Here is a 24,402-nt window from a genome sequence, read left to right as displayed (position 1 = left end):
TGTAGGAGCTGCCGAAGGCTGCGAAGCCGTGTGTCAGACGAAACCTTTGCTGGCTGTGGTGACGTCTCGCGAACGAGTTCGCTCCTACCGGCCCGAGCCCTCTCTGCTTTTGATCTGCTTTTGATTTTGATCTTAGGCGCCCCGTTAAACCACGTCGGCCGGAATTCGACATCGCTGCGTGGGGCAAACCAGCAGGGATGCCGGTTTAGCCGGCTCAGGCCATGGATGGCCGGTGGCGGCGGCCCCACGCAGCAATGTCGGATTACGGGTACACCGAGCGACAGCGAGGTGCCCAGTGGTGGGGCAAGAGCGCTTTGGTTACTTTCGCCTGGGCCGGCTTCCGGATCTTCGAAAGTGACGCGCTGTAAAAGCGCAACCAATATCAGCCGTTACCCCCAAAATGGATATGTACACAGATACAGAAGCTGTGTAGATACCTGTTTGCCCGCGAGGCACTCACCACAATCCCCCCTACGCTACCGAAACCTGATTACGCCCGTTATGCTTGGCCGCGTACAAACCCTTGTCCGCTTCCTGAATCAACTGACGGCTGTTGCTGCCCGGCTGAGGAACGATGGTCGAGACGCCAATACTGACGGTCAACGATGAGCCGGGTGCGGGTGCGATATGCGGGATGTTCATGCCCGCGACGGTCATGCGCAGCTTCTCGGCCAGCAGGCGGGCGCCGCCCGGCGACGTGCTCGGCAGCACCAGCGCGAACTCTTCGCCGCCATAACGCGCTGGCAGGTCCGACGGCCGGGCTGAGCTGGCGCGAATGGCCTTGGCCACCTGGCGCAACGCTTCGTCACCTTCAAGGTGGCCGAAGTTATCGTTGTAGGCCTTGAAGAAATCGACGTCGATCATCATCAACGACAGCTGCGTCTGATCACGTGTCGCACGACGCCACTCCAGCTCCAGGTACTCGTCGAAATGGCGACGATTGGACAGGCCGGTCAAGCCATCAGAGTTCATCAGGCGCTGCAACACCAGGTTGGTATCGAGCAGCTGCTGCTGACTCACGCGCAAGGCCCGGTAAGCTTCGTCACGTTGCAACAGGGTCATGTAAGAGCGTGAGTGATAACGAATGCGCGCCACCAGCTCGATAGTGTCCGGCAGCTTGACCAGGTAATCGTTGGCACCGGCAGAAAACGCCGCGCTCTTGATCATCGGGTCTTCTTTGGTCGAAAGCACGATGATCGGGATGTCTTTGGTCAGCGGATTACTGCGGTACTCACGCACCAGCGTCAGGCCGTCCAGACCCGGCATGACCAGGTCCTGCAAGATGACAGTAGGCTTGATCTGAATCGCCTGAGCGATGGCCTGATGCGGATCGGCACAGAAATGGAAGTCGATGCGCTCCTCATTGGCCAGCCCGCGCCTTACCGCTTCGCCGATCATTGCCTGGTCATCGACCAGCAGCACCATGGCCGAGTTTTCGTCATCTGGCTGGAGGGAGTCCAGCTGCAAGTCACTCATTAAAGAACTCCTGATCAACGCCTGAATGCGAACCCACCTGAATACTCATCGGGCGAACACCTCTTTCAAGCGCATCGAAATAGTCTCCAGCGGTCTGATCTCAACCGCCGCATCAATGGCAGCTGCCGCTTTGGGCATGCCGTACACAGCACAGGACTGCTGATCCTGTGCGATGGTCAAATAACCTTGCTGACGCATGAGCTTGAGACCTTGAGCCCCGTCGCGCCCCATGCCCGTCAGCAAAACACCGACCGCATCTCCGGTCCAGTAACGCGCCACACTTTCAAAAAATACATCGATTGAAGGCCGATAGATTTCATTGACCGGCTCCGCCGTGTAGGCAAGCGTACCGTTCTTGAGTAACCGGATATGGTGGTTGGTACCCGCCAGCAACACGGTGCCCGGACGTGGTGGTTCACCTTCCTGGGCCAACCGCACCGGCAACCCGGACGAGGTGCTGAGCCATTCAGCCATACCCGCGGCGAACACCTGGTCTACGTGCTGCACCAACACAATGGCCGCCGGAAAATTCACCGGCAAGCCCTTCAATAACTGCTCCAGCGCGGCAGGTCCACCCGCAGAGGAACCGATGGCCACCAATTGCTGACGCTGGCCGCCTGCACGCTGCGGTGACGGGACGACCGTTTCCGAACGCTGCTCCGGGCGCACCAACCAGCCAATATTAAGGATCTTGCGCAGCAGCGGTGCCGCAGCATCCCGGGGGTTACCAGCACCGATGGCAGGCGTATCCACAACATCCAGCGCGCCATGCCCCATGGCTTCGAAGACCCGGTGCATATTCTGCTGGCGATCCACTGTAACGATGACGATGGCGCAAGGGGTTGCCGCCATGATCTGCCGGGTCGCTTCGACGCCGTCCATGATCGGCATGATCAGGTCCATCAGAATAACGTCCGGGGTCAGCTCGGCACATTTGCGTACGGCTTCGGCCCCGTTGCCCGCAACCCACACCACTTCGTGCGCAGGCTCCAGGGCCACCGCCCGACGCAAGGCTTCGACAGCCATAGGCATGTCATTGACGATCGCGATCTTCATGCCTGAGCATCTCCAATCAATTCAGCAACAGCGTCGAGCAGCGCATCGTCATGGAAGCTGGCCTTGGCCAGATAGTAATCAGCCCCCGCATCAAGGCCGCGACGGCGATCTTCTTCGCGATCCTTGTAAGAAACCACCATCACCGGCAGGGACTGCAAGCGGGTATCCCTGCGTACAAGCGTGACCAGTTCGATACCGTCCATACGGGGCATGTCGATATCCGTGATGAGCAAATCGAAATCTTCTGCGCGCAATGCATTCCAGCCATCCATACCGTCCACGGCAACGGCCACTTCGTAGCCGCGATTGACCAGTAACTTGCGCTGCAACTCACGCACCGTCAATGAGTCGTCGACCACCAGCACGCGTTTACGCGACACGGCATCAATCTGACGATTGCGCCGGTCAATGCGCTCCAGGCGTCCGGTGTTAAGCAACTTTTCCACCGACCTGAGCATGTCTTCGACATCGATGATCAGTACCACCGAACCGTCATCAAGCAAGGCACCCGCGGAGATATCCTGCACCTTGCCAAGCCGTGGATCGAGGGGCAGAACCACCAGCGTACGCTCACCGATAAAACGTTCGACGGCAACGCCATACACCGCATCACGCTCGCGTATCACCACGACCTTGAGCACGCCTTCGGTGTTCTGACTCGCAGGCCGATGCAGCAGCTGGCTGGCGGCGACCAGTCCGACGTGGCGTCCTTCGTGCCAGAAGTGCTGCCGCCCTTCTAGCTGGACAATGTCGTCGCTGTGCACATCACTCATGCGTTCGATATGCGCCAACGGGAAGGCATACGCTTCGCCGCCAACCTCCACCACCAGGCTGCGCACCACCGACAGGGTCAACGGTACTTCCATCACGAACCGGGTGCCGTGATCTGCCTGCTGCTGAGCGACAACCACGCCGCGCAGCTGACGAACCATGTCATGGACTGCATCGAGGCCGACGCCACGTCCGGAAATCTCGGTAACTTTGTCTTTCAGGCTGAAACCGGGCAGGAACAGAAACGTCAGCAGCTCTTCCTCGCTCAACTGCGCAGCCGTTTCAGCGGGTGACAGTTGACGCTTGATGATATTGCTGCGCAGCCGCTCAAGATCAACGCCGCCGCCGTCATCACTCAGTTCTACCTGCAACTGACCAGCCTGATGCGATGCTTTGAGACGGATCAAGCCTTCCGCTGGCTTGCCCGCTGCAAGGCGGCGTTCGGGCAATTCGATGCCGTGGTCCACAGCGTTACGCAGCAAATGGGTCAACGGCGCTTCAAGTTTTTCCAGAACGTCGCGGTCGACCTGGGTTTTTTCGCCTTCGATTTCCAGCCGGACCTGCTTGCCCAGTTCCCGTCCGAGATCACGCACCATGCGCGCCTGCCCGGCGAGCACATCGGCAAAAGGTCGCATGCGGCACGCCAGCGCGGTGTCATAAAGCTCTTGCGCTCGCTGCCCCGCCACCCAGCCGAACTCATCCAGCTCCGCGGTCTGGTTAACCAGCATCTGCTGAGCTTCGGCCAGCAAACGACGCGCTTCGTCTAACGCCTTTTGCGCATCAGGGCCAAGACCGGCCTCACCAAAGGTAGCTTCCAGATCGTCCAGCGCACGACTGCTGCTGCTCTGAATACGTTTGAGGCGCTGCATATTGGCCAGGTAAGGCTTGATGCGCTGCGTTTCGACCAGCGACTTGCTCGACAGATCCAGCAAGCTGTTCAGGCGTTCGGCGGTTACTCGCAGAACCCGTTCACCGCCCTCGGATGCCCGACGGTTACGCCGCATGGCAGGCGCAGGCGCTGGTTCAGCAAGGTTTTCTTCGGCAGATGTATCCGGACCTGGAACTGACGGGGCCGTAAAACCCGAAGGCGGGTTTTGCGCAGAAAGATCCAGCGCCAGCAACGGATCAACACCGGAAGGCGTTGATTGAGTCAGCGCCATCGCGCGTGCCAGCAAGGCATCATCCGCGGACGGCGTCAGTAACGTCGCTCCGCGCAACGCCCCGCTGCCCTGCGCCATCAGGGTATTCATGCGTTCCACATAGGCGTCGATATCGGCCTGCGCGACATTGCTCACGCCAGGCGTTGCGATGCGCATCAACAGATCGGTGCCCTGCAACAAAGCGTCGATATGTTCAGGCTGAAGGTACAGACGCCCCTCTTGAGCGCTGACCAGACAATCTTCCATCACATGAGAAACGCTGACACCGAAATGGACGCCGACAATACGCGCTGCGCCTTTAAGCGAATGAGCGGCGCGCATGCAGGCTTCCAGGTGATCAGCCTGGGTCGGGTCACGCTCAAGGGCCAGCAAACCTGCGCTCAACACCTGAGTCTGGGCTTCGGCCTCAAGGGTGAACAGTTCGAACAGCGAGGCATCGCGCATTTCATCTGGCGTCATGAAAGGCTCCGATTGACCGCTGACAACAGTTGTTCTTCATCAAGCAAGCGCAGGCTGTAATCCTTCCATTGCAAAACGCCACGCGTGAAGCGGGCGTTGGCATGGGTGCCGGAACTGGACGCCGAATCCAGCAGGTGCTCTTCGATGGCATGAATACCGTGAACTTCGTCCACGGGCACCACTACCGGTCCACCCTCTGCAGCGACAATCAGCATACGCGGCATGATCCGGCCCGATTGCGCAGGCGTCCCCGTCGAATCCAGCCCCAGCAATTCAACCAGCGACAGGCTGGCGACCAGGGCGCCACGTACGTTGGCCACGCCGAGCAACGCCCGAGAGCGCTGATGCGGCAGCGAGTGAATGATTTGCAACGGCGCGATCTCTATCAGGCAACGGGTGGGGAAACCGAGCCACTCCTCGCCCAGACGGAAAACCAGAATGGAGCGTGTCTTGGTCTCGACCTGAAGATCGGCGCCCGGCGCGTAATCGCGATCATCACGCGTGAGCGCATAGCGATCCAGCAACGTCGTGGCAGCCGCTGCATAGACCGGGCAGTTACGGCAATGAATGTGTTCGACCAGCAGCGGACAAGACCGGTCGCCGTGGATCCCGATACGGTTCCAGCAATCATCAATGGCTTGGGCATCTTCGTGAATGAAGCTCGAATAGCTGTAGATTCTGCTCATCGCGGGCTACCTTGCTTGTTCACGCTGCGGGCTGCACGCTCATTGAGTCGACGTGCGCCAGCGCTGTCACCCTGAGCCGCCAGCAACGCTGCAAGTTGCGCCAGTGCTTCCGGATGCTGCGGTTGTAAATAAAGCGCCTTGCGATAAAAACCCTGCGCGTGGGCAATGCCACCCTCGACCTCGCTGAGCAGCCCCAACCAATAAAACACCTGCGCCACAGGCTCGTGACTCTTCAAAAAACGCTCACAGGCAGCGCGTGCTTCAGCGCTTTTGCCTTCATTGGCCAGACTGGCGATGGTGGCCAGCAACGTCGCAATATCGTCTTTGCCGGTCGCCGCAGTACTGGCTCCCGGCGCAAACGAATTTGAACGCTGCGGGGTCACAAGCGACGCCGTAACCGGCCGAGGTGGAGGACGCGGCACGCTTCTTGGTGTAAAGCCTGGCGGCACCAATCCGCTGCGCGGCATGGGCGCAGTAGGCGTTGCGACATCGGCTTGCGGCTCTGTGTAATGGCTGAAAGCGAACGTCTGAGGGATGCCTATGGAGCGCATGCCCATGCGCGTTAACAAACTGCCTTCAGCAGGTCCGATAAACAGAATGCCGTCATCGCGGGTCAGGCGCTTGAGCACTTCGAACACATGCTTCTGCGTGGCCTGATCAAAATAGATCAGCAAGTTGCGACAGAACACGAAGTCGTAGGCGGTCTGGTTCATCAACGCCGGATCGAGCAGATTCCCGGCGCGAAAACTGATTCGTTCACGGATTCGGTCCTGTAGCTCAAAGCCCTCTTCGGTCGCATTGAAATAGCGATCACGAAAGGAAATGTCCTCGCCGCGAAACGAGTTCTTGCCGTACACACCGCGTTGCGCACGCTGGATCGATATCGGGCTGATGTCCATCGCGTCGATCGCGAACTGCTGTGCCAGAGCACCGGCGTCAAACAGAGCCATCGCAATCGAGTAAGGCTCCTCACCGGTGGAACACGGCAAGCTGAGGATACGGATCGGCCGCACGCTGCTCAGTTCGGCAATGCGAGCCTTGGCCAGGTTGCCTAATGAAACAAAGGATTCCGGATAACGAAAAAACCAGGTTTCGGGAACGATCACTGCTTCAATCAGCGCCTGCTGCTCGTCCATCGAAGACTGCAGCAGATGCCAATAGTCATCACTGTCTGCGGCCTTGGTCGCCAGATAGCGCTGGCGTATGGCACGTTCAACGATGGCTTCGCCAATGGAAGCCACGTCCAGACCAATGCGATCTTTGAGAAAACTGAAGAAGCGTGCCTCACGACTCATGGCACCTCTCCTATGAATTCAAACTCCGAGGGCTGCGCCGGATAAAGCAGCTTACGCACCTGATCACTGAGCAGGTCCTGAATACCGATCCACTGCACCAGCCCCAACGCATCCTCACGCACCGGTCCCAGATAAGCAGCATCGGGGTTGTCCAGTCCGTAATCCATGAACTCGTCTGGCGCGCATCTCAGCATGTCAGTGGCTTGTTCGATAATCAGCCCGAGCAAGCGTTTCGGTTGCAGGGCATCGACCTGGTAATGCACCAGCACCAGTCGCGTGCTGGTGCGTGACTTGGCGCTCTGACCAAAAGCCAACGCGGCCAGGTCGATGACCGGGATCATCTGCGCACGATGGGCCAGTATGCCCGCCACCCAGTGTGGAGCCTGGGCAATGACCTTGAGAGGCAGGCGAGGCAACACTTCGGCGATTTCCACCGCCTCAAGGGCATAACGTTCATCGCCAATACGGAATAGCAGGAACAGCTTGTTCTTCGGGGCTACCGAAGAACTGCCGCGACTGACCGGTAGCTCGCTCATGGCCAGTACTCAGACTTTGAAACGCGAGACGCCGCTGCGCAAACCGACCGCCACCTGACTCAACTCATCGATGGCAAAACTGGCCTGACGCAAGGACTCCACAGTCTGGCTGCTGGCGTCGCCCAACTGGACGAGCGCCTGGTTGATCTGCTCGGCACCGGTGGCCTGAGCCTGCATGCCTTCGTTGACCATCAGCACACGAGGTGCGAGCGCCTGTACCTGATGAATAATCTGCGTCAGTTGCTCGCCCACTTGAGTGACTTCGAACATGCCGCGACGGACTTCTTCGGAAAACTTGTCCATGCCCATCACGCCAGCAGATACCGCCGACTGAATCTCACGGACCATCTGCTCGATATCGTAGGTGGCCACGGCTGTCTGGTCAGCCAGGCGACGCACTTCGGTCGCGACCACGGCAAAACCACGGCCATACTCACCGGCTTTTTCAGCTTCAATCGCGGCGTTTAGCGACAGCAGGTTAGTCTGATCGGCAACCTTGACGATGGTGACGACCACCTGATTGATGTTCCCGGCCTTCTCGTTAAGGATGGCCAGCTTGGCATTGACCAGATCGGCAGCGCCCATCACCTGATGCATGGTGTCTTCCATGCGCGCCAGCCCCTGCTGGCCGGAACCCGCGAGAATAGAAGCCTGATCGGCAGCGCTGGTGACTTCAGTCATGGTGCGCACCAGATCACGGGAAGTCGCTGCGATTTCCCGCGAAGTAGCACCGATTTCAGTGGTGGTTGCAGCGGTTTCAGTGGCGGTCGCCTGTTGCTGCCGGGAGGTGGCAGCGATCTCTGTAACCGAGGTCGTGACCTGTACCGAAGAACGTTGCGCCTGAGAAACCAGGCCGGTCAATTCGGTCATCATGTCGTTGAAGCCGGTTTCCACAGCACCGAACTCATCCTTGCGGTCGAGGTTGAGCCGTTTGCTCAGGTCGCCGGTACGCATGGTTTCAAGGATGCTGACGATGCGCTGCATCGGCGACATGATCGAGCGCATCAGCAGCAACCCGCATGCAGTGGCGGCAATGATCGCAATGAGCAGAGAAAGACCCATGCTGATCTTGGCAGCAGTCACGGCAGAAACGATTTCATCGGTCGCCTGATCGGCCACTTTCTTATTGATGACAATGATGTCGTTCAGTTGCTTACGCCCTAAAGACCATACGGGCCGCGTCTGGTCGTAAAACTCTGATTTGGCTTTTGCGTAATCACCACGTTGAAAATTGGTATGAACATCGTTGAGCAGCCGCGTGTAAGTCTCACGCTGACGCTCGAAGTCAGTGAAGTTGGCCTTGTCGGCATCATCAAAAATAGTTTGTTTGTAGTTATCGACCTGCTGCTGAAGACGAGCCTCGAAGTCGTTGAACTGATCCTTTTCCGGTGCCGTCAGCTCGCGGCCTTGCCCTTCGCCAATCAGCTCCAGAGTACGGATATAACTTTCGCCCCACGCACTGCGCAGCAAGGTGCTGTAGTAAACGCCGGGCAATGCATCCAGACGAACTTCCTCTTCACTGGACTGGATCGCCAACAGGCGGGAAAAAGAGACGACAACCATCATGAGCATGATGGCGATAATTACGGCGAAACTCGCCAAAATCCGTTGGCGTAAGGTCCAGTTCTTCACGGTCATCCCTCAAGAGTTCAACACCGGACTTCACGCCGGGTTCAAGAAGCGGACCGACAAACGGCCCAACGCGGCCTGAGTATAGCCCAGCCTCTTACGAACTAAGGGGGTTGTTTCAGAGATAAATTAGGGTTATTCCCGCCAACCTTTGAGAATTTTCTTACAGGCCTTGTGTATTCGAATGAATGCGGGGGTTTTGTTGGATGTTGCGGATCAAAATTTACAGCCTTCACTGCTTTTCGCGCGTCATGCACCGCGCAGTTTCAATTAAATGAGGGTGCTCTTGCGCCTGGTTTCGCCCTGACGGTCGACCCCCTTTGTTTCGGCAAAGGGGGGAAACCATTTATAGCTGACGTCCGGCCCCTGCTTCGCAGGGGTTCCTTCGCTCCGGCACCGTGGTGTGGGCACGCGCCGACGGGCCATCCATGGCCCAACGGCGCTCTCTCGGCATCCATGCCGAGCGACCCACACCACGGCACCTCCACTCAGCCTCCCGACGCTCGATTCGCGGTGTTCGCACTATCTCGGCAGGAAAAGCATCCTGGCGCTGCCGGCCAGTGAATGCTCCAGAAACCCGCTAATACCTACTAGCAACACAGAAAAAAATTGCGCATTTGCAGCCATTAAACCTGCGCCTGACGCACCTGTATCTCCAGTTCCGCCTTCAAAGCCGGTGCCAACTTGAGTTGACGGGCCAGTTCGTCCAGATACGCGCGCTCCATGAAATGCTCTTCATCAACAAGCATCACACTGGCGATGTACATCTCGGCCGCCATCTCAGGCGTCTTGGCCGCGCGGGCGACTTCGGCGGGGTCCAGAGGTTTGTGAAGCTCGGCATGAAGCCAATGCTGCAATTCCTGATCACCCGTCAGCTTGGTGAACTCACCCTCGATCAACTCACGCTCGCGCTCGTCGACATGACCGTCCGATTTGGCCGCTGCCACCAGCGCACGGAGGATGGCCTGACTGTGTTCCTCGACCTGCTCCGGGGGAAGGCGATCAATCGTTTGCGGCTCGCCCTGCGGTGCAGAAGCCTGCTTGGCCTGCCAATTTCCATACGCTTTATAGGCAATCACGCCCAACGCCGCCAGACCGCCATATGTCAGTACTTTACCGCCAACTTTGCGGGCGCCCTTGCTGCCCATCAGCAAGCCCATGGCACCTGAAGCCAATGCCCCGCCACCCGCACCTGACAACAGACTGTTCAAACCACCGCCACCTGCACCGCCCAGCAAGCTGCCAAGACCGCCAGCGGCAGAAGACTTTTTGCCACCTTGCTGATGCCCTGCACCACCGGCCTTGTTCTGCAGCATTTCCTGGCCGGATTTAAGAAGTTGGTCCAGTAAGCCACGCGTGTTCATGGAAAGCCTCCACAGACTTATTCGTTTGGTTGGGTATTGGCCAGAGTAAAACGAAGTGTGTCGGGGCTGTTGTCGGGTGTGCTTCTGGATGTTGCAACGCGACCGGCGCTCCTGCACATTAGCCAAACACTAATAAGCAATAAGCCCCGCAGCCTCGTCATTGTTGCGCTACACCTGTTGATTACTGCCCCGATCATAATTAGATAAGAGGGATTCTGATGTCAGCACACACCACCGCACTCCTGAGCGCGGCAATCACCGCGTTGATCGCCAGTGCCAGCTTGCAGGCAGCCGAAACATTCAAGACCGTCGGTGACGGTGAAGGCCAACTGGATATAGTCGCCTGGCCCGGCTATATCGAGCGCGGCGAGAGTGACAAGGCTTATGACTGGGTTACCGGGTTCGAGCAACAAACCGGCTGCAAGGTCAATGTAAAAACGGCGGCAACGTCTGATGAAATGGTCAGCCTGATGACCAAGGGTGGCTACGATCTGGTGACGGCCTCAGGCGACGCCTCTTTACGTCTGATCGCAGGCAAGCGGGTTCAACCCATCAATCCGGACCTTATCCCAAACTGGAAGAACCTCGACCCGCGCCTCAAGGGCGGTCCTTGGTATGTGGTTGATCAACAAACATTCGGCACGCCCTACCAATGGGGCCCGAACGTACTGATGTACAACACCGAAGTGTTCAAGGTCCCACCCGTTAGCTGGAGTGTGGTTTTCGAAGCTCAGGACTTGCCTGATGGCAAATCCAACAAGGGCCGGGTCCAGGCTTACGACGGGCCAATCTATATGGCCGACGCTGCGCTGTATCTGAAGTCTGCCAAGCCCGAGCTGGGCATCGTTGATCCCTATCAACTGACCGAGGTGCAATACGCAGCGGTGCTCGACCTGCTGCGCAAACAGCAGCCGTTGATCCATCGCTACTGGCATGACGCGACGGTGCAAATGAGTGATGTGAAAAACGAAGGTGTTGCAGCCTCCAGCTCCTGGGGCTACATGGTCAATGGCTTGAAAGCAGACAAACAACCGGTCGATTCGACCATCCCCAAAGAAGGCGCCACGGGCTGGGCCGATACCACCATGTTGCACGCCGACGCCAAGCACCCTAACTGCGCCTACAAATGGATGGACTGGTCGTTGCAACCCAAAGTCCAGGGCGACATCGCCGCATGGTTCGGTTCCCTGCCTGCCGTACCCGAAGCATGCAAGGCCAGTGAGCTGCTCGGACCGCAAGGCTGTGTGACCAACGGTTTCGATCAATTCGAGCACATCGCATTCTGGAAAACGCCGCAATCCGAAGGCGGCAAGTACGTCCCTTACAGCCGCTGGACCCAGGACTACATCGCGATTATGGGTGGCCGGTAACAACCCAAACATTGAACTGACACAGCGCTGTCGCGCAGCAAACAGGGTCCTGTAGGAGCGCGCTTGCCCGCGATGGCATCAGCACAGGCAATACATTCATCGGCTGAAAGACCGAATCGCGGGCAAGCGCGCTCCTACAAATGCCCGCTTGCTGCGCGACGACGAAGTTTCTGAAGGCACTCACTCATCGGAGTTCCACCATGCCCCTCGCAGTCCATTTCAGCAATGTGTCCCGACAGTTTGGCGAGGTGAAGGCCGTCGACGAAGTGTGCATCGAGATTCAGGACGGCGAATTTTTCTCCATGCTGGGGCCTTCCGGCTCAGGCAAAACGACGTGTCTGCGTTTGATCGCCGGATTCGAGCAGCCTGACACGGGCTCGATCCGCATCCACGGTGAAGAAGCCACGGGCTTGCCGCCCTATCAACGCGACGTGAATACCGTGTTTCAGGACTATGCGTTGTTCCCCCATATGAATGTGCGGGACAACGTCGCCTATGGCCTGAAAGTAAAAGGCGTCGCCAGGCACGAGCGTTATGCCCAAGCCGATGAGGCTCTGGCCATGGTCGCTCTGGAGGGCTATGGCGAGCGCAAGCCCGTGCAGTTGTCGGGCGGCCAACGCCAGCGTGTCGCTCTGGCTCGGGCGCTGGTCAACCGTCCTCGAGTTCTGCTGCTGGATGAGCCCCTTGGCGCACTGGATCTGAAGCTTCGCGAACAGATGCAGGGCGAACTGAAAAAACTCCAGCGCCAACTGGGCATCACCTTCATTTTCGTCACTCACGACCAGACCGAGGCACTGTCGATGTCAGACCGGGTTGCGGTATTCAACAAAGGCCGCATCGAACAGGTCGATACGCCGCGTAATCTGTACATGAACCCGGCGACGTGCTTTGTTGCCGAGTTTGTTGGCACCTCCAATGTGCTGCATGGCGATCTCGCTGCGCAATTGAGTGGTAGCCCCCAGCCCTTCTCGATTCGCCCGGAACATATCCGTTTCGCCGAGGGCCCGTTGGCCAGCCATGAGGTTGAAGTCCGCGGACTGTTGCACGACATTCAGTACCAGGGCAGCACCACCCGCTACGAACTGACGCTGGAAAGCGGGCAGCGTCTCAATGTCAGTCAGGCCAACAGCCAATGGCGGGATGACGGCTCGCCATATGAAACAGGACAGCGGCTGCTGGTGCGATGGTCTCGCGAAGCGATGGTCGTCCTCAGGGACATGCCTGTGAACGCAGGTTCGTGAAATGAGCCGCGCCCTGCCTCAGCCGCCAGCCACTGTCATGCGCAGGTTCTGCAACTTGCTTTATCGACGACCGAATCTGTACCTGTCGCTGTTGCTGATCCCGCCGTTGATCTGGTTTGGCGCCGTGTATCTGGGTTCACTGCTCAGCCTGCTGTGGCAGGGCTTTTACACGTTCGACGACTTCAGCATGACGGTCACGCCGGACCTGACCCTGAGCAACTTCTCGGCGCTGCTGCAACCGGCAAACTTCGATGTCATCAAACGTACGCTGACTATGGCAATCGCGGTCTCCATCGCCAGCGGCATCATCGCCTTTCCCATCGCGTATTACATGGCGCGGTATACCCGAGGCAAAACCAAAGCGTTTTTTTACATCGCCGTGATGTTGCCGATGTGGGCCAGCTACATCGTCAAGGCCTACGCCTGGACGTTATTACTGGCCAAAGGCGGCGTGGCGCAATGGTTCATTCAGCACCTGGGGCTGGAACCGGTGTTGCAGTTCATTCTGGGGATACCCGGAGTTGGTGGCAGCACCCTGTCGACTTCGTATCTGGGACGCTTCATGGTCTTCGTCTATATCTGGCTGCCATTCATGATTCTGCCAATCCAGGCTTCGCTGGAGCGACTGCCGCCGACCCTGCTGCAAGCCTCAGCAGACCTGGGCGCTCGCCCCTGGCAGACATTCACGCAGGTCATCCTGCCGTTAGCCATACCGGGCATCGCTGCGGGGTCGATCTTCACCTTTTCTCTGACCCTGGGTGACTTCATCGTGCCGCAACTGATCGGCCCCCCGGGCTATTTCGTCGGCAGTATGGTGTATGCCCAGCAAGGCGCCATCGGCAACATGCCCATGGCAGCTGCGTTCACGCTGGTGCCTATTCTGCTGATCGCCGTTTACCTGTCCATCGTCAAACGACTGGGGGCTTTCGATGCGCTCTGACACTGTGCCCCCGTCAGAACGGGCCTCCATCTGGCTGAAACTGGCAGCCTGGGGCGGCCTGGTATTTCTGCACTTTCCGATCCTGATTATTTTCATGTATGCGTTCAACACTCAGGACGCCGCCTTCAGCTTCCCGCCCCAAGGCTTTACCCTGAAGTGGTTCAGCGTGGCGTTCTCCCGCCCTGACGTGCTTGAAGCGATCAAGCTGTCCTTGAAGATCGCGCTTATCGCAACGTTGATAGCCATGGTACTGGGCACCCTCGCCTCTCTCGCCCTGTACCGGCGTGACTTCTTCGGCAAAGACTCCATTTCGCTGGTGTTGATCCTGCCCATCGCCTTGCCCGGCATCATCACGGGACTGGCCTTGCTGGCGGCGTTCAAAACCCTGGGGATAGAGCCGGGCATGTTCACCATCATCGTCGGCCATGCCACCTTCTGCGTGGTGATCGTCTACAACAATGTCATCGCTCGATTACGCCGCACCTCCCAGAACCTGATTGAAGCGTCGATGGATCTGGGCGCAGACGGCTTGCAAACCTTTCGCTACATCATTCTGCCCAACCTCGGCTCGGCCTTGCTGGCAGGCGGCATGCTGGCTTTTGCGCTGTCGTTCGATGAAATCATTGTCACCACCTTCACCGCAGGACACGAGCGCACGTTACCGATCTGGTTGCTTAACCAACTGAGTCGACCCAGGGATGTGCCCGTCACCAACGTAGTGGCCATGCTGGTCATGATCGTCACCATGCTGCCGATTCTTGGCGCGTATTACCTGACCCGCGGCGGTGAAAGCGTGGCGGGAAGCGGTGGAAAATAATCCAGAGCCAAAAGGAGATGCCCCCCATGCAAACCAAACTGTTGATCAACGGCCAATTGGTGAAAGGTGAAGGTCCCCAGCAGTCAGTGTTCAACCCGGCACTGGGCCGCGTGCTGGTGGAAATCAATGAAGCCAGCGAAGCCCAGGTCGACAGCGCGGTGCGTGCTGCGGACGCTGCATTTGAAAGCTGGTCGCAGACCGCTCCGAAGGATCGCTCGCTCTTGCTGCTCAAGCTGGCAGACGCCATAGACGCCCACGGTGAAGAGCTGGCAAAGCTGGAATCTGACAATTGCGGCAAGCCCTACAGCGCCGCGCTCAATGACGAGATTCCAGCGATTGCCGATGTGTTCCGCTTCTTCGCGGGCGCCAGTCGCTGCATGGGCGGATCGGCGGCAGGCGAGTATCTACCCGGTCATACGTCGATGATCCGTCGCGATCCGATTGGCGTCATCGCGTCGATTGCGCCCTGGAATTACCCGCTGATGATGGTCGCCTGGAAAATCGCGCCGGCACTCGCAGCAGGCAATACCGTCGTGCTCAAACCCTCGGAAATGACGCCGCTGACCGCGTTGCGTCTCGTAGAGCTGGCGGCTGGGATCTTTCCGGCAGGCGTGCTGAATCTGGTGTTCGGACGCGGCACTACCGTGGGTAACGCTTTGGTGAGTCATTCAAAAGTGCGCATGGTGTCGCTGACGGGCTCAATCGCCACAGGCGCGCACATCATCTCCAGCACGGCGGCCAGCGTAAAACGCATGCACATGGAACTGGGTGGCAAAGCCCCGGTGATCATCTTTGACGATGCTGACATCGACGCAGCCGTCGAAGGCATTCGTACTTTCGGCTTCTACAACGCGGGTCAGGACTGCACCGCGGCGTGCCGGATCTACGCACAAAACGCTGTCTATGACGCTTTCGTCACGAAGCTGGGTGAAGCCGTGAGCAGTATCAAACATGGCCTGCAGAATGATCCTGAAACCGAAATGGGACCTTTGATCAGTGCCCAGCATCGAGACCGTGTAGCCGGCTTCGTCGAACGTGCGCTGGCCCAGTCGCACATGCGCCTGGTGACAGGCGGCAAAGCGATAGAGGGCAACGGCTACTTCTTTGAGCCAACAGTGATTGCCGACGCACAACAGGATGATGAAATCGTCAAACGCGAGGTGTTTGGTCCGGTGGTGTCGGTTACCCGTTTTGATGACGAAGCCCAAGTACTGGCCTGGGCCAATGAATCGGATTACGGCCTGGCGTCGTCAGTCTGGACCCGGGACATCGGCCGCGCTCATCGCCTGGCCGCGCGCCTGCAATACGGCTGCACATGGGTGAACACCCACTTCATGCTGGTCAGCGAAATGCCTCACGGCGGCCAGAAGCTCTCGGGCTATGGCAAAGACATGTCGATGTATGGGCTGGAGGACTACACCACCGTGAGGCATGTGATGTTCAAGCATTGAATTTTTTGTGCATGACCGGGATTCGAGACGCGGTGTAAAAGACAATCTGCCGCCGCGGTGCTCAGGAACTCTTATTACAGAGCATGCAAACCAGCGATTAAAACGCATTTCCTGTAGGAGCTGCCGAAGGCTGCGATGCATTCATCCTGGCATACCGCGATCGCAGCCTTCGGCAGCTCCTACAAGCTCGCGTTTTCAGACACCCCCCACCGCGGTGACAAGCCCCATCGATGGCGGGGTGCCTGTCACCTCATCTCTGATCAATCGCGCAAATCAGACTCATGAATCGGCTGGTCACGGTGGGTCGCGCGCTGGTACTGAGCGGGCCAGGTTGCCTTGCGGCCGCCAAGGTCGTCATCAGCGTGCAGTGGCCAATACGGGTCACGCAACAATTCGCGAGCCAGCAGAATGATATCGGCCTGACCGGTACGCAGGATGTGTTCAGCCTGAGCAGGCTCGGTAATCATGCCGACGGTACCGGTCGCGATGCCGGACTCTTTTTTCACTCGCTCGGCAAAACGGGTCTGATAACCGGGGCCAACCGGGATTTCCGCATTGGCAGAAGTGCCCCCGGAGGACACATCAATAAGGTCGACCCCGAGGTCTTTCAGGCGACGCGCCAGCTCGACGGTTTCATCAGGATTCCAGCCATCCTCCACCCAGTCAGTCGCCGAGACGCGCACAAACAATGGCAACTCCTCAGGCCAGACAGCACGCACCGCTTGAGTCACCTCAAGGGTCAAGCGGATACGATTTTCGAACGAACCGCCGTATTTATCCTGACGCTGATTACTCAACGGCGACAGAAACTGATGCAGGAGATAACCGTGAGCGGCGTGCACTTCCACAACCTTGAAGCCTGCCGTCAGCGCTCGCTTTGCGGCTGCAACGAAGGCCTGAATCACTTCCTGAATCTGCCCCTCGCTGAGTTGCACCGGTGCAGTGTGTTTGGGATCGAAGGCAATCGGTGATGGCCCCCACGGGGTCCAGCCGCCCTCATCGGCCTTGATACTGCCCGACTTGCCCAACCACGGGCGCCAGCTACTAGCTTTACGTCCGGCATGAGCCAGTTGTATGCCAGCGACCACGCCTTGAGCATTGATAAATCGGGTGATGCGTTGCAGGCCCTCGATCTGCTCGTCATTCCACAGGCCCAGATCCTCCGGGGTGATCCGGCCATCTTTGGTGACCGCAACGGCTTCGGTAAACACGAGGCCCGCACCGCCCACTGCACGACTGCCCAAGTGGACCAGGTGCCAGTCATTAGTCAGGCCATCCACCGCTGAGTACTGACACATCGGGGACACGGCAATGCGGTTGCGCAGTGTCAACTGGCGAAGGGTATAGGGTTCTAACAACAGGCTCATGGGGACCTCTCAGACAGGAATAGGCGTCTAGACACGCAATGAAAAAACCGTGTCTAGAGCCTAGTCGACAATCCGATCCTGTTGGGGGTTCCTGCTGTGTGTACTACCGAGGTGCGATATGCGCCACCATCAGTTGCACCGTTTCATTGCCGCGAAACTCGTTGAGGTCGAGTTTATAGGCAAGTTCGACCCAACGAATATTAGGGTTTGGCCAGACATCGCGGTCGATGCCAAATGCGATTGCATCGAGCTTCACGCTGCCGCATTCACTCTTGAGCACCATCTTCAGATGCCGCTCGCCTACCACCCGCTGCTCCACTAGCTGGAAGACGCCGTGGAACAACGGTTCGGGAAAGTGCTGTCCCCAAGGGCCGGCATTGCGCAGCGCACGAGCCAGCTCCAGATGGAACTCTTCGACGGCCAAAGCACCATCGGACAACAAACGGCCAGTCAGGTCTTCTTCCTGGAGCTGACGCCGGACTTCCTCATCAAAAGCCGCAGCAAAAGCGGGAAAGTTCTCCTCAGGCAATGACAAACCCGCCGCCATCGCATGACCACCAAACTTGCTGATCAGCTCGGGATGATGTGCGGCCACAGCGTCCAGTGCATCGCGGATGTGAAACCCGGGCACCGAACGGGCCGAGCCCTTGAGCATGCCCTCGCCAGCGCTGGCGAAAGCAATCGTCGGCCGGTGATAACGCTCTTTCATGCGCGATGCGAGAATGCCGATCACGCCCTGGTGCCAGTCGGGCTCGAACAGGCACAGGCCGAATGGCATGGACTCCAGCGGCAGATCCTTGAGCTGGGCAAGCGCTTCACGCTGCATGCCCTGCTCAATGGTTTTGCGGTCCTGGTTCAGCTCGTCCAGTTGCACAGCCATTTCACGGGCCAGGGTTTCATCTTCGCAAAGCAGGCATTCAATACCCAGGCTCATGTCATCCAGACGTCCCGCCGCATTCAGCCGTGGCCCGAGGATAAAGCCCAGGTCAGTGGAGGTAATCCGCTTGTGATCGCGACGCGCCACTTCGAGAATCGCTTTCAGGCCAGGACGCGCACGCCCTGCGCGAATACGCATCAAGCCTTGATGCACCAGAATCCGGTTGTTGGTATCCAGCGGCACCACGTCGGCAACGCTGCCCAAGGCCACCAGATCCAGCAATTCACCCAGATTTGGCTGCGCACGCTGGTTTGTCTCGAACCAGCCGGTGTCTCGCAGGCGGGCACGCAACGCCATCAACACGTAAAAAATCACCCCGACACCGGCCAGCGCCTTGCTGGGGAACGTACAACCTGGCTGATTGGGATTGACGATGGCATCTGCGGCTGGCAACTCATGACCGGGCAAATGGTGGTCGGTGACCAGCACCTGTAAACCCGCTGCCTTGGCCGCGGCGACGCCTTCAACGCTGGAGATGCCGTTGTCGACAGTCATCAGTAATTGAGGCTCGCGCTCCAGCGCTACGGCGACGATTTCCGGGGTCAGACCGTATCCATATTCGAAACGGTTGGGCACGAGGTAATCAACATGGGCAGCGCCCAACAATCTAAGGCCCAGCACGCCGACAGTACTGGCCGTTGCGCCGTCAGCGTCGAAGTCTCCGACAATGAGAATCCGCTGGCGTTCGTTCAGGGCGGTGACCAACAGATCAACCGCAGCATCGATTCCCTTGAGCTGCTGATAGGGGATCAACCGCGCAAGGCTTTTATCCAGCTCGGCTTCAGACAACACGCCCCGCGCGGCGTACAGCCGTGTCAGTAGCGGCGGCAAATCACCAAGAAAAGGCAGGGTTTGCGGCAGTAGGCGAGGTTCGATGCGCATGCGGTTTTTTTGATTCCAACCAGACGTTAAATAACTGAGTAACTGAACTTAAATGCTTTTCTTCTGCTTTTCTTCTGTAGGAACTCACAAGCACCGCGAGGCAGCGATGGCGGTCTGCCTGATAAACCGCTATCGCGGCCTCGCGGTGCTCGTGCGCTCCTACAGCAGCCGTTGAGACCTGGACGACCTCAGCCGCGCTCGCCGGTGAGCCATTGCAACTGGACTTCATGCTGCCCCCGATCGTCAGTCACGAAGATCGTCCCTTCGCTGATCATCACATCCCATTTGATGACCCGTGGCATATCCTTGGCCAGCACTTCCAGCACTTCCTGGGGAACGGCTGCAACGTTGACGTTCTTCAGGTTCTTGATGGCAGGAATGACCTTGCCTTCCCAGACCCGCAGGCTGCCGTATGCCAGCAGGCTGGTGCGTTCGGTACGGCGCGAACACCACGTCAATCGATCAGCGTCCGGCTGACCCACCTCGATCCAGTGCAGGACGCGGTCATCCAGGCTTTTTTCCCACAGGGCCGGCTCGTCTACGTCCGACAAACCACGGCCGAACGAGAGTTGCTCGTTGTACCAAAAGGCGTAAGCCAGTAAGCGCACAGTCATGCGCTCTTCGGTTTCGGAGGGATGGCGGGCAATGGTCTGTTTGACGTTCTCGTAAACCCCGCGATCAAGATCGGTAAGGTTGAGTTCGAATTTGTAGGTCGTGGACGGCTGGGCCATGAACGGGCTTCTAGAGACGGGGAAAGGCGGCAAGTCTACCCGATGCCGCCTGATTGAACGACCCGCCCCGGCTGTTCGGCTGCAATGAGTGCAGCGTGCCAATGGTTCAAGTGGTTCGAAAGGTCCAAATACCCCAATAGGCTATCAGGCAAAGCCCGATATTCTCAGCGCAGGCCTCTGAGCGATACTGCACGTCATGTCTGCGTCAGAACGTCTATTCTCTCGTTTGTCAGTTGACACCTACTCAGCCACTTCCCGGGGAAGACATCCGCGAATGCAGATACGCAACTCGCCTCTCGCCCGACGGGTTCTGGTCGCCTGCCTCTCGGTGCTCGGCATGATGTGCTTCACGAGCACCAGCCATGCCAGGGACACCCTCATCTGGCTGCTACGTGATTTGCCCCCGTCGACTATTTTTTCCGGCCCGGATGAGGGGAAAGGCGCAATCGACAGGCTCATGCCGCTGCTCATCGCCAGAATGCCGGAATATGACCACCTGCTGATGCGCGTCAACCGGGCGCGTGGCACGCAAATGCTCAAGGACGGCATTTTCGCTTGCGATCCCACCGTACTCTGGACGCCAGAGCGGGCTAAAAACATTGTTTTTTCGATCCCTACCTACGCCGTGTTCAGCAATGGCCTGATTATCCGCAAGCAGGACATGGCGCAATTCTCACCCTTCGTGAAAGACAACATCATCGACCTGAAGGCGCTGTTCAACAGCCATAGCGTCAAGATCGGGGTAGTTGCCGAGCGCAGCTATGGCCAGGTAATCGACGGAATTGTGGACACCGTCGCGGAAGATGAATTAAGCGTGCACTACGGCAGCGATGCAGTCGGTAGCCTGCTGCAAATGGAGCGGCTGGGCCGACTGCAAGGGTTGATCAGCTACTGGCCCGAGGCGCTCTATCAAGCCCGTCAACAAGGTATCCCCGAACAGGACCTGACGTTCTTGCCGGTAAAGGGCGTTCCCAAATATCAGTTCACCCATATTGGCTGCGCAAACACCCTGCAGGGACGTCAAGCCATGGAAATCATCAACCGTGAAATACGCGTGCTGCGCGAAACGAAGCTGGTAGGCTTCTATGCCCAGTGGATTCCATCGCCCAAGCGCGAGGAGTATCTGGAGGACGCCAAGAGGTTTTTTGAGGAACCCGGTAAATAAATCAGATTTCAGACCGGTTTAAAAAAGAAACCCCGAGCAGCGGGGAGACTACTCGGGGTAAACCGTGGTCCATTCGGGACCAGTACGAACAGGTTGAGCCACCGGAGCACAATGTCTCAACTTGCCGTAAATAGTCAGAGCGTCTATGGACCGTAAGGTTCCAGTGCACTTCAAACAAAACCCTGCGCCGGGATGAACGGACGATCAAGGGCTGCATGGCGCATGGCGGCAATGACACACGGTTCGATTCGGCCCTCGGCAACCATCAGATCACGACGCAAGCCATCGACCACGTCCGTGAGTTGACGCTTGTCGCGTAAATGAGCGGCAGTGAATGTACGTTCAATCACCACTGCACCGGTTACATCCCTGATCGATACCAGTCGCTCACCCAGAATTCCAACAGGCCCGAGAACAGCCTGGTAAGGCGCCAGCGCTTCGCTTAGCAGTAAGCTGATATTTTCCATCTGGATCACCACTCAACAGTTTGAATGCAAAGGTGCTTATCAATGACCATCGCCCTCAGTGGAAAGTTCTCGATGGTTTTGCAATGCGACTACCCGAGCATGCCTGTTGAATATGACAGAGAAAAAACTGCCGGGCTCAGGCGTCAGCGCTGAATGGCTCTGACGCAGCCGCGTTACCCCACACAAGCTCCCTGCGTTTCATGCAACTACATCGATGGCGTCAACCCTGTCGAGCAACGAGCGTGTCGAAACTAGCGCCTCCTCAAGGGCGCTGGAGGGGGTCTGCCCGTTGTGAAGAATGTGTTCAGTTTCAAGCTCCAGCAAGCCAATAATATCCGCCAGCTCCCGGCGTATTTCATGACCTGCGTTGGCCAGGAAGGCGTTTTTTGCCTCACTCGCCCGAAGTGTCTGCTCCCTGACTTCACATAATTGCGTTTCAAGCTGCCTGCGTTCGCTGATATCGATCCAGCCACCCAACAGCCCCTGCACTTCGCCATCGGCACGATAAAACGGTACGGTCCACTGCAAGGCATCAATCTGCTTACCCATCAAACGCATGCTACGGTCAGCGAAAATAGGCTGCCGGGTTTCCAGCAACTTGATGTAGTCCCCATGTAGTTGCTCAGCAGTCTCGCGGGGTATCAGTTCCACATCAATCAGGCGTCGGCCGTTCATCTGTTCGAAGCTGATCCCCAGACTCTCTTCGTAACTGCGATTACAGGAGATCAACCGCCCTTTCAGGTCCCGGACGTACACGGGGTTGGGTATTCCGTCGAACAACGCATGCTTGAACACCAACTGGTCGTTGAGTGCCTCTTCGGCCTTGAGACGTTGGTTGACCTGAATCTTGAGACGACTGCTCCAGACCAGCGAAACCAGCACCAGTAACAGCGCGATACTGAAACCCCAGTAAATCCAGCCCGGAATCCGGCTCCAGAGGCTGGCCTGCGGAGCAGCAGCCGAAAGCCATTTAGTGCGGATCGCGCGCATTTCGGCAATCGGGAATTCCTCCAGAGCCTTGTTAAGGATGTCGAGCAATTCCGGATGAGACTTGACGACAGACATCCGGTCAGAGGACCACCAGCCTTCAACGCCACGACCAACCTTCAATACGCCTCGCGGATCAAGATAAGCCCCCGCTTCATTCTGTATGGTCGCCACTGCAGCGCCGGACGCGACCAATTCCCGGGCTTCTTCATAGCTGGCCGTAGGGATCAGGTTTATGCGCGGGTACTCGCGCCTCAGGATGCCCTCCAGAGCATGCCTGGCAGGCAAGGCCAATGTTTTACCTGCCAACTCGCGCAGAGAATGCGGAGAGGAATCCCCGGCCCGCAATACAAACACCCAACTGTTGCCGCCAAATGCATAGCTGAAGTCGAGCATCTCGCGGCGCTCGGCATTCTCGGCAAGTGTCGTGTTCATCTGAGCGTGACCGCTGCGCATAAGGTTGAATGTCTGCTCGATGGTCGCGGTTTCTTCATGAACGAACTGCAGGCCGGTAATGCGTGATATCCGGGCCAATATGTCAATGTTAAGACCTACCCACTGCCCATCGTTATCCTTATAGATATAGGGCGGGTGTTGTTGTGAAGCGATCGTCACAACCGGGTGCTTGCCAATCCAGCGTCTCTCATTGCGGTTGAGCGCCACTCGCTGGCCACCAGCGTCAGAGCCCAGGCCAAGGGTCCAACGCCCCAATATTTCACGCTTGGTCGCCGGGCTCAGGCTAGCCAGAGCGGCGTCGATCAGAGAGAGCAATTGCGGCTGGTTCGCGTGTACGGCGAAGGAAAAGCTGTCTTGTGGCAACAGACTGTCGTACTGGACCTGCAATCCCAGATAAGGACGTAATGCCATATAAGAACGAGCAATAACGTCGTTACCGATAAAAGCGTCCGCGTCGCCATGGCTGACGGCCTCCATGGCACTGAACAGAGTCGGGGCGATAACGATTTCGCTTTGAGGGTAATCTGCCTGCACAGCAAGCAAATCCACATAACCGTCCAGCACCACCACCTTGTTGCCCTTGAGCCCCTCCATTAGCCCCCGCCCGCCACTGCGACCGACAACTACCGAGCGATCGGCCACATAGCCCGCCGATAAACGCAGCTCGTTGAAAGTACGCTCGAAACCATTTGCGGTCGCAATGATATCGATTGTTCCGTCGCGCAAAGCGTTGATTGCCCCCTCGGGCCTGGGAAATCCACGAACCTGCATCCTGACATTCAGCTTGCTGCCGATCAGACTCAGATAATCGGCACTGATGCCTTGATATCGGTTTCGATCGCTAGCGATATCGATCGGCTCATAGTCGACCGTCACCACGCCGACTCGCAACGCTGGGCGTTCATCAAGCCATTGGCGATCCGACTCAGACATAGCCAGTGGCTCCACCACCATGAACGGAGCACCAAGACTGAAAGACAGGCTTCGTTCGGCCTGGCTGGGCTGAGTGAACAGTACCGCCAGTAATAGTGACAGCACGCATAGCGCGCTTTTTCCGGGGGCGATGTTCTTGCCTTCGAAGGCGCCCCCTCTGTTTGCATTTTTCACAGCGACTAACTCATCCGTAAGTGTCTAAAACTCCCGAAGTTTGGCATGCAGA

General features: G+C 57.9%; 18 protein-coding genes and 1 pseudogene. 6 read left to right on the top strand and 13 right to left on the bottom strand.

Annotated elements, in window-relative coordinates; all coding sequences use genetic code 11:
- Positions 1-471 precede the first annotated feature (471 nt).
- The 8 genes from ACYASS_RS16200 to ACYASS_RS16165 all read right to left on the bottom strand — a co-directional run bounded on the left by ACYASS_RS16200 (position 472) and on the right by ACYASS_RS16165 (position 10,432).
- Positions 472-1,476 carry a diguanylate cyclase gene (locus ACYASS_RS16200; protein WP_463586865.1) on the bottom strand — a complete coding sequence of 335 codons (1,005 nt, stop codon included), beginning with the start codon at positions 1,474-1,476 and terminating at the stop codon, positions 472-474.
- 45 nt (positions 1,477-1,521) lie between these two features.
- A complete protein-coding gene (cheB, locus tag ACYASS_RS16195) occupies positions 1,522-2,532 on the bottom strand; it encodes a chemotaxis-specific protein-glutamate methyltransferase CheB (RefSeq protein WP_463586864.1) in 1,011 nt (336 codons plus the stop codon).
- Positions 2,529-4,922, bottom strand: coding sequence for a response regulator (locus ACYASS_RS16190; RefSeq protein ID WP_463586863.1), 2,394 nt, complete (start codon positions 4,920-4,922; stop codon positions 2,529-2,531). The genes cheB and ACYASS_RS16190 overlap by 4 nt, the downstream gene beginning before the upstream one ends.
- Positions 4,919-5,608 (bottom strand): chemotaxis protein CheW, encoded by a 690-nt coding sequence (locus ACYASS_RS16185; protein ID WP_463586862.1) that lies wholly within the window; start codon positions 5,606-5,608, stop codon positions 4,919-4,921. Before ACYASS_RS16185 ends, ACYASS_RS16190 begins: the two co-directional genes overlap by 4 nt.
- Entirely contained in the window at positions 5,605-6,903 is a 1,299-nt protein-coding gene (locus ACYASS_RS16180) for a CheR family methyltransferase (RefSeq protein ID WP_463586861.1), read from the bottom strand. The genes ACYASS_RS16185 and ACYASS_RS16180 overlap by 4 nt, the downstream gene beginning before the upstream one ends.
- Positions 6,900-7,439, bottom strand: a complete 540-nt coding sequence (locus ACYASS_RS16175; RefSeq protein WP_463586860.1) for a chemotaxis protein CheW — start codon at positions 7,437-7,439, stop codon at positions 6,900-6,902. Before ACYASS_RS16175 ends, ACYASS_RS16180 begins: the two co-directional genes overlap by 4 nt.
- Positions 7,440-7,448: 9 nt before the next feature.
- Positions 7,449-9,071 (bottom strand): methyl-accepting chemotaxis protein, encoded by a 1,623-nt coding sequence (locus ACYASS_RS16170; RefSeq protein ID WP_463586859.1) that lies wholly within the window; start codon positions 9,069-9,071, stop codon positions 7,449-7,451.
- A gap of 623 nt (positions 9,072-9,694) precedes the next feature.
- Positions 9,695-10,432 carry a tellurite resistance TerB family protein gene (locus tag ACYASS_RS16165; protein WP_463586858.1) on the bottom strand — a complete coding sequence of 246 codons (738 nt, stop codon included), beginning with the start codon at positions 10,430-10,432 and terminating at the stop codon, positions 9,695-9,697.
- 218 nt (positions 10,433-10,650) lie between these two features.
- Here ACYASS_RS16165 and ydcS point away from each other — a divergent pair, with 218 nt between their 5' ends.
- The 5 genes from ydcS (at position 10,651) to ACYASS_RS16140 (ending at position 16,251) form a co-directional block, all read left to right on the top strand.
- A complete protein-coding gene (ydcS, locus tag ACYASS_RS16160) occupies positions 10,651-11,802 on the top strand; it encodes a putative ABC transporter substrate-binding protein YdcS (RefSeq protein ID WP_463586857.1) in 1,152 nt (383 codons plus the stop codon).
- A 200-nt stretch (positions 11,803-12,002) separates the two neighbouring features.
- Entirely contained in the window at positions 12,003-13,043 is a 1,041-nt protein-coding gene (locus ACYASS_RS16155) for an ABC transporter ATP-binding protein (protein ID WP_463586856.1), read from the top strand.
- Position 13,044: 1 nt separating this feature from the next.
- Positions 13,045-13,983 carry an ABC transporter permease gene (locus tag ACYASS_RS16150; RefSeq protein ID WP_463586855.1) on the top strand — a complete coding sequence of 313 codons (939 nt, stop codon included), beginning with the start codon at positions 13,045-13,047 and terminating at the stop codon, positions 13,981-13,983.
- The gene (locus ACYASS_RS16145; protein WP_463586854.1) at positions 13,973-14,800 is read left to right on the top strand and encodes an ABC transporter permease; all 828 of its coding nucleotides are present in this window, start codon (positions 13,973-13,975) and stop codon (positions 14,798-14,800) included. The genes ACYASS_RS16150 and ACYASS_RS16145 overlap by 11 nt, the downstream gene beginning before the upstream one ends.
- 26 nt (positions 14,801-14,826) lie before the next feature.
- Positions 14,827-16,251: a gamma-aminobutyraldehyde dehydrogenase gene (locus ACYASS_RS16140; RefSeq protein WP_463586853.1), complete on the top strand. Its 1,425-nt coding sequence runs from the start codon at positions 14,827-14,829 to the stop codon at positions 16,249-16,251.
- A 260-nt stretch (positions 16,252-16,511) separates the two neighbouring features.
- On the opposite strand, the gene ACYASS_RS16135 is transcribed toward ACYASS_RS16140, so the two are convergent.
- The 3 genes from ACYASS_RS16135 to ACYASS_RS16125 all read right to left on the bottom strand — a co-directional run bounded on the left by ACYASS_RS16135 (position 16,512) and on the right by ACYASS_RS16125 (position 20,168).
- Entirely contained in the window at positions 16,512-17,618 is a 1,107-nt protein-coding gene (locus ACYASS_RS16135) for an NADH:flavin oxidoreductase/NADH oxidase (protein WP_463586852.1), read from the bottom strand.
- 103 nt (positions 17,619-17,721) lie between these two features.
- Positions 17,722-19,437, bottom strand: coding sequence for a single-stranded-DNA-specific exonuclease RecJ (recJ, locus tag ACYASS_RS16130; protein WP_463586851.1), 1,716 nt, complete (start codon positions 19,435-19,437; stop codon positions 17,722-17,724).
- A gap of 188 nt (positions 19,438-19,625) precedes the next feature.
- Entirely contained in the window at positions 19,626-20,168 is a 543-nt protein-coding gene (locus ACYASS_RS16125) for a YaeQ family protein (protein ID WP_122665261.1), read from the bottom strand.
- 274 nt (positions 20,169-20,442) lie between these two features.
- On the opposite strand from ACYASS_RS16125, the gene ACYASS_RS16120 reads away from it, so the two are divergent.
- The gene (locus ACYASS_RS16120; protein ID WP_463586850.1) at positions 20,443-21,333 is read left to right on the top strand and encodes a TIGR02285 family protein; all 891 of its coding nucleotides are present in this window, start codon (positions 20,443-20,445) and stop codon (positions 21,331-21,333) included.
- A gap of 170 nt (positions 21,334-21,503) precedes the next feature.
- Here the strand turns inward: ACYASS_RS16120 and ACYASS_RS16115 are convergent, their stop codons facing one another.
- Together ACYASS_RS16115 and ACYASS_RS16110 are read right to left on the bottom strand one after the other, a co-directional pair.
- Positions 21,504-21,800 carry a DUF3509 domain-containing protein gene (locus ACYASS_RS16115; RefSeq protein ID WP_243246086.1) on the bottom strand — a complete coding sequence of 99 codons (297 nt, stop codon included), beginning with the start codon at positions 21,798-21,800 and terminating at the stop codon, positions 21,504-21,506.
- Positions 21,801-22,031: 231 nt separating this feature from the next.
- A pseudogene (locus ACYASS_RS16110) lies at positions 22,032-24,281 on the bottom strand (transporter substrate-binding domain-containing protein); the annotation flags it as partial.
- Between the last annotated feature and the right edge of the window lie 121 nt (positions 24,282-24,402).

The sequence above is a fragment of the Pseudomonas sp. HP_14 genome, assembly GCF_055283875.1.
The sequence above is the reverse complement of the archived record's forward strand: the minus strand, read 5'-3'. Positions and strand labels throughout refer to the sequence as shown.

Coding starts and splice junctions, on each gene's coding strand:
- ACYASS_RS16200 (WP_463586865.1), bottom strand. CDS start 1,476: ATGAGTGACTTGCAGCTGGACTCCCTCCAGCCAGATGACGAAAACTCG.
- cheB (WP_463586864.1), bottom strand. CDS start 2,532: ATGAAGATCGCGATCGTCAATGACATGCCTATGGCTGTCGAAGCCTTG.
- ACYASS_RS16190 (WP_463586863.1), bottom strand. CDS start 4,922: ATGACGCCAGATGAAATGCGCGATGCCTCGCTGTTCGAACTGTTCACC.
- ACYASS_RS16185 (WP_463586862.1), bottom strand. CDS start 5,608: ATGAGCAGAATCTACAGCTATTCGAGCTTCATTCACGAAGATGCCCAA.
- ACYASS_RS16180 (WP_463586861.1), bottom strand. CDS start 6,903: ATGAGTCGTGAGGCACGCTTCTTCAGTTTTCTCAAAGATCGCATTGGT.
- ACYASS_RS16175 (WP_463586860.1), bottom strand. CDS start 7,439: ATGAGCGAGCTACCGGTCAGTCGCGGCAGTTCTTCGGTAGCCCCGAAG.
- ACYASS_RS16165 (WP_463586858.1), bottom strand. CDS start 10,432: ATGAACACGCGTGGCTTACTGGACCAACTTCTTAAATCCGGCCAGGAA.
- ydcS (WP_463586857.1), top strand. CDS start 10,651: ATGTCAGCACACACCACCGCACTCCTGAGCGCGGCAATCACCGCGTTG.
- ACYASS_RS16155 (WP_463586856.1), top strand. CDS start 12,003: ATGCCCCTCGCAGTCCATTTCAGCAATGTGTCCCGACAGTTTGGCGAG.
- ACYASS_RS16150 (WP_463586855.1), top strand. CDS start 13,045: ATGAGCCGCGCCCTGCCTCAGCCGCCAGCCACTGTCATGCGCAGGTTC.
- ACYASS_RS16145 (WP_463586854.1), top strand. CDS start 13,973: ATGCGCTCTGACACTGTGCCCCCGTCAGAACGGGCCTCCATCTGGCTG.
- ACYASS_RS16140 (WP_463586853.1), top strand. CDS start 14,827: ATGCAAACCAAACTGTTGATCAACGGCCAATTGGTGAAAGGTGAAGGT.
- ACYASS_RS16135 (WP_463586852.1), bottom strand. CDS start 17,618: ATGAGCCTGTTGTTAGAACCCTATACCCTTCGCCAGTTGACACTGCGC.
- recJ (WP_463586851.1), bottom strand. CDS start 19,437: ATGCGCATCGAACCTCGCCTACTGCCGCAAACCCTGCCTTTTCTTGGT.
- ACYASS_RS16125 (WP_122665261.1), bottom strand. CDS start 20,168: ATGGCCCAGCCGTCCACGACCTACAAATTCGAACTCAACCTTACCGAT.
- ACYASS_RS16120 (WP_463586850.1), top strand. CDS start 20,443: ATGCAGATACGCAACTCGCCTCTCGCCCGACGGGTTCTGGTCGCCTGC.
- ACYASS_RS16115 (WP_243246086.1), bottom strand. CDS start 21,800: ATGGAAAATATCAGCTTACTGCTAAGCGAAGCGCTGGCGCCTTACCAG.